This window comes from Streptomyces sp. P5F9, from assembly GCF_057961495.1.
The window spans coordinates 1-981 of sequence record NZ_JBXVPZ010000973.1 but is presented as its reverse complement, the minus strand read 5'-3'; the positions used below and the strand labels follow the sequence as shown (position 1 = coordinate 981).

1 protein-coding gene is annotated in these 981 nt (G+C 69.3%); it reads left to right on the top strand.

Annotated features, from left to right (window positions below; genetic code table 11):
* Positions 1 to 235 precede the first annotated feature (235 nt).
* Complete coding sequence (locus tag AC31A1_RS51895) at positions 236 to 916, top strand: hypothetical protein (protein WP_489659992.1); 681 nt, start codon at positions 236 to 238, stop codon at positions 914 to 916.
* The last annotated feature ends 65 nt before the right edge of the window (positions 917 to 981 follow it).

Here is a 981-nt window from a genome sequence, read left to right as displayed (position 1 = left end):
CTCCACCCGCTCCCCCCAGAAGACCACCGAGAAGGCTGCCGAGATCGTTGCCCGCCATGGCTCGCACCTTTCGAGAGCGGCCGGCCGCTGGTCGGGGCCCGGCCTCGAACCCTGCCAATGTCACCCGAACCGTCCCGTTTCGCTACTTGGGGTGAGATCATCCCGGTATGCCTCTTTACCCACGGCCCCGAGTCCGCTCTCATAGGCGGGTAGCCCGCCTCGGGGGAGGCCCACATTGAAGCGTCCTGGACCACTGTTCACTCTTCTGGCGGGCCTGGTGCTGGGCCTGTTCATGCTGACGCTCAACGCGACATCGGGAACGAAGACCGCGTCGTCCTCGTACCGCGAGCAATCGCCGTCCGCGTCACCGAAGACTCCGGCGAAGACGTCACCGACACCATCCGCCACGCCCACCCCCAGCCCGACGCCATCGCCGTCGAAGCCACCCGTCGCGAACGCCAACTACGCCGGCCGCACCGACGACGACGCCGCCTCGGTCGCGGTCTCCGTCCGTGACGGCAAGGCGGTCGCCTACTTCTGCGACGGCCGCTACAAGGAGGCCTGGCTCAGGGGCCGCGTGAACAACAACGGCAGCATGAAGCTCACCGCCCCGAACGGCGCGGTGCTGGACGGCAGGATCGAGCAGGGCAAGAAGATCACCGGCACCGTCAAGGACGAGGGCCGCCCGTACACGTTCACCGCCGACAAGGCGGTCAAGCCGTCCGGGCTGTGGCGCGCGACGGCCAAGGTACGCGGCGCCAAGATCGACGGCGGCTGGATCGTGCTGCCGAACGGCCGCCAGACCGGCATCGTCACCCGCGACGGCAAGGCCACCTCCGCGCCCCGCATCGACCCGGAGACCGGCGCGGTCACGGTCGACGGCCAGCAGCTCACGGCACAACCCGTCACCCCCTGACCCACCATCCGCCTCAGGGAGCCGATCATGACCGCCGACCCGAACGCCGCCACCCAGTCCTACCC